General features: G+C 67.4%; 4 protein-coding genes and 1 tRNA gene. 2 read left to right on the top strand and 3 right to left on the bottom strand.

The annotated features are described in order from the left end of the window. Positions 1-126: 126 nt before the first annotated feature. Positions 127-480, top strand: coding sequence for a DUF952 domain-containing protein (locus B2284_RS06065; protein ID WP_006946117.1), 354 nt, complete (start codon positions 127-129; stop codon positions 478-480). A 78-nt stretch (positions 481-558) separates the two neighbouring features. Here the strand turns inward: B2284_RS06065 and B2284_RS06060 are convergent. Beyond that, positions 559-642, bottom strand: a tRNA-Tyr gene (locus B2284_RS06060). Positions 643-864: 222 nt separating this feature from the next. Between B2284_RS06060 and B2284_RS06055 the strand changes: the two genes are divergently transcribed. Next, a complete protein-coding gene (locus tag B2284_RS06055; RefSeq protein WP_006946198.1) occupies positions 865-1365 on the top strand; it encodes a YajQ family cyclic di-GMP-binding protein in 501 nt (166 codons plus the stop codon). 82 nt (positions 1366-1447) lie between these two features. Here B2284_RS06055 and B2284_RS06050 read toward each other — a convergent pair whose 3' ends face one another. Together B2284_RS06050 and B2284_RS06045 are read right to left on the bottom strand one after the other, a co-directional pair. Beyond that, positions 1448-3136, bottom strand: coding sequence for a TIGR03767 family metallophosphoesterase (locus B2284_RS06050; protein WP_006946299.1), 1689 nt, complete (start codon positions 3134-3136; stop codon positions 1448-1450). A gap of 99 nt (positions 3137-3235) precedes the next feature. After that, the coding region (locus tag B2284_RS06045; protein WP_414646252.1) for a hypothetical protein at positions 3236-3660 on the bottom strand (425 nt) is incomplete at its 5' end.

The following is a 3660-nucleotide window of genomic DNA, read 5'->3' as shown; positions in this document are numbered from 1 at the left end:
GCCGAGACGAGGCGCGCGACGGCGCCGCCGACGGCACCCGTCACACCGGTGACACCGATGCGGGGAAGCGTGGTGGAATCTGCGCGAAAGGCCATGTGCCCATCATGCCCGTCTATCGTGGCGCGCATGAGAACGATTCAGCACATCGCGGTGGCCGACGAGTGGCAGGACGCGCTCGAGAGCGGCGAGTACATCTGGTCGACGCGCGGGATGACGATCGAACAGGTTGGCTACCTGCATGCGAGCTTTCCCGAGCAGGTGCGACCGACGCTCGAGCGGTTCTACGCGGACGTCGACGCTCCGCTCGTGCTGCTGACGTTGGACACCGACGCCATCGTCGCGGCGGGGCTCGAGGTTCGCGTCGAACCCGCGGTGCCGGGCGAGGACGACAGCGAGAAGTTTCCGCACGTCTACGGTGGCGCCCTGCCGACGTCATGCGTGAGCAACGTCGAGCCGATCGAGCAGCCGCCGGCTGCGTGAGCGCCGCACCCGGTCGACGCACGGCCTGGACATGGCAAGAGCCCCGCAGACGAATCTGCAGGGCTCTCGGTGCACCTGTGGTGCCAGGTGAAGGATTCGAACCTTCGTAGCTTTCGCGACGGATTTACAGTCCGCTCCCATTGGCCGCTCGGGCAACCTGGCGCGCGTGCTCGGAAACCATAGCAAGAGCACGCGCCGTTGAGCCAATCGGCAGGACACGCGCGGGTGCGCGAGGTGACGGCGGCGTGGCGGCATCGCCGTCAAGGCATGACGCTGGCTGGGACGTCGGCTCGACCGCGGGCGGGACGGTGGCGCGACAGCACGGGATCGGCGTCACGGCATAATGAGGCGCAGGAAGCGCCCGCGTTCAACGAAGGAGAAACCGTGGCAGACAGCTCGTTCGACATCGTCAGCAAGATCGACAAGCAGGAGGTCGCCAACGCGGTCAACCAGGCCGCGAAGGAGATCGGTTCGCGCTACGACTTCAAGAACGTCGGCGCGTCCGTCGAACTCTCCGGCGAGTCGATCGTCATGAAGGCCAACTCCGAGGAGCGCACGCTCGCCGTCCTCGACGTGCTGCAGACGAAGCTCATCAAGCGTGGCGTCTCGCTCAAGACACTCGACTACGGCGACGACGACCCGACGCCGAAACTCTCCGGCAAGGAATACCGCCTCGAGGCGAAGCTCAAGGAGGGCATCTCGAGCGAGAACGCGAAGAAGATCAGCAAGATCATCCGCGACGAGGGCCCCAAGAGCGTCAAGGCACGCATCGAGGGTGACGAACTGCGCGTCACGAGCAAGAGCCGCGACGACCTGCAGGAGGTGCAGGCCCTGCTCAAGGGTTCCGACCTCGACGTCGCACTGCAGTTCACGAACTACCGCTGACCGGCGTACTTCACCGACCCGATGGACGAGGGCCCCGCACCGATTCGCTCGGCGCGGGGCCTCGTCGTCGGCATCCTCGACGTCAGCGCCAGGGGTGGCGCAGGATCAGTTCGGTGTTGCGGTCGGCGTCGGCGCCCGTGAGGGCGGCCGAGCGGTTCGGATCGTTGTAGGACAGCTCGCGGTACAGCGACGCCAGATCCGCCTGGTCCTGCCCTGTCGTCGACGCTGCGTACGGCGCGGCCGACTCGACCAGCGTCGTGAACAGACTGAGCGTGCCGTCGGCGTTGTCACAGAGCTCGATGATGCGCGCGTGCTGCGGGAAGTCGACGTGGCTCGCCGTGTTGATCTCCCAGAACGACCGTCGCGGATCGGCGTGACGATGCGCAGTGATGCGGTTCTCGTGCGTGTGCCCGTTGACCCACGCCACGACGTTGCGGAAGCGCATGAGCGTGTCGCGCACCTCGCGCCCGGCGTGCCGCAGTTCGGGCGTGGCCGGGTCGAGCAGCACGTTCGTCATCGTCGTGCTCGTGTGATGGCTGAAGATGACGAACATCTCGTCGGCCACGGCATGGCGTTGTGTGCGACCCCAGAAGTCGACGTACGTGCTGCTGCCCGCGGTGAGGACACGCTGCAACCACAGGAACTGCTCGTGCCCGAGGCTGCCCTCGGTGAATCCGGCGCGGTTCGTCGAATCGAGCGAGATGCCCGTGACACCGTCGGCGATGCGGAACGTGTAGTAGCCGCGCCCGGTCGCCACGTTCTCGTCCGTGAAGCCGTGGCCGCCGCTCGGCAGGTGCGCGCGCATGTACTCCGTCGGGGTGAACGGCCTACGGCGCTCATCGGGTGTGACGTGCCAGGTGTTCTTGGTGCTGCTGCTGACGCCCTTGATCGCCGTGCTGCCGTTCGTGAAGGTGCGTCGCAGTGCCGCATCGGACGTGCCGGAGGTGAAGCCGGTGAACTTCACGTCGCCGGTGTACATCGCGGCCAGTGCACCCCAGTCGGACGGCAGGACGCCGCTGACGGAGTCGTCGTGGTTACCGAAGACCGAGAACCATCGCACGTTCAGCCCCGGGCTGCGGTGCGCTGCCGTGGCGCGGCGGAAGAAGCCGTCGAGGACCGGAAAGCCTGCGCTGACGTACCGGTCGCGGACGGAGGCATTCTCGACGTTGTAGTACTGCGGGTTGCCGCTCGTCTGCGCACCCTCCCACCGGTCGCTCGCGCCCGTGTTCGGGGTGATGACGCCGCCGTTCATGACTGCGAGGTACCACTCGAGCTCGACGTGCTCGTGGTTGTCGGTGTTGTCACCCGTCGAGACGACGCAGTCGAACCGGCGCCCGGTGAACGGGCCCTTCGCGAGGTCGTTGATGCGTTTGACCAACTGAGCCGCGCCCTGCGTGCCGAGAGCCTCCTGCGGGCGACACGCGCTCGAGTTGACCGTGTTGAGGAACTCGAAGCGCACCGGGCTCTGCGCGTCGACGACGTGCAGGTCGGTGAACTGGACGATGCTCGCGAGGCCTGTGCGGGTGTCGTCGCGAGAAGGACGCGGCTCGGCGAGGTCGGCCCGCACGACGAGGGGGTAGCCCGGCCCGGCCGTCAGACGCGTGTAGCCGCTCGTCGCGAGCGGGGCCGCAGCCTGCTCGAGCGTCGTGCCGCGGGTATAGACCGAACGACCCGCGGCCTGCGCGAGTTGGGCGTTCGTCGCGGCGAGCGCTGCGGTGACGAGGGAGCCGGAGGCGCCCTTGAGGAACGCGCGACGTGTGGGGCGAGGCATGACGACAACTCTCCGTCGGGGGTCAGGAGGTGCCAGGGTGCCCACGGCCAGCGGCGCGCACGTGACGGGCGTCTGAATGGGGCGTGAACTCGTAGCTCCTCAACCGACCTGATTCTCGGGCCCGACGACGAGGCATTCGAGGCGCGGATCATCGAGGAACCGCTGGGCCAACGACGCGTCGGCGGCGAGGTAGGTGCTCACGAGATCGGTGTCGTTCGCCAGGCACCACGCGCCGCTCTCGGGGTAGACGATCGAGACCGTGTGCCAGTCGTCGACGAGGACGATCTCGTCGAAAGCGCCGGTGAATGGCACGATCTCTCGCTCCGGTTGGTCGATGCGACATTGTGTGGCGCCCTCGACGCCCAACCCGCCGATGCCGGCCCAGATCCCCTGGACGATGCGGGACGCATCGGCACGCCGCCTGAGATCGTCGCGCAACAGCTGATGGATGACACGGCGCTCGGGCTCCGGAATGACCCCCTCGACGAGCTCGACGCCGCGTTCGCTCTCGAAGTCGAAGTCGA

The sequence above is a fragment of the Dermacoccus sp. UBA1591 genome (assembly GCF_002322065.1).
In the GTDB taxonomy this organism is placed as follows: Bacteria; Actinomycetota; Actinomycetes; order Actinomycetales; family Dermatophilaceae; genus Dermacoccus; species Dermacoccus nishinomiyaensis.
The sequence above is the reverse complement of the archived record's forward strand: the minus strand, read 5'-3'. Positions and strand labels throughout refer to the sequence as shown.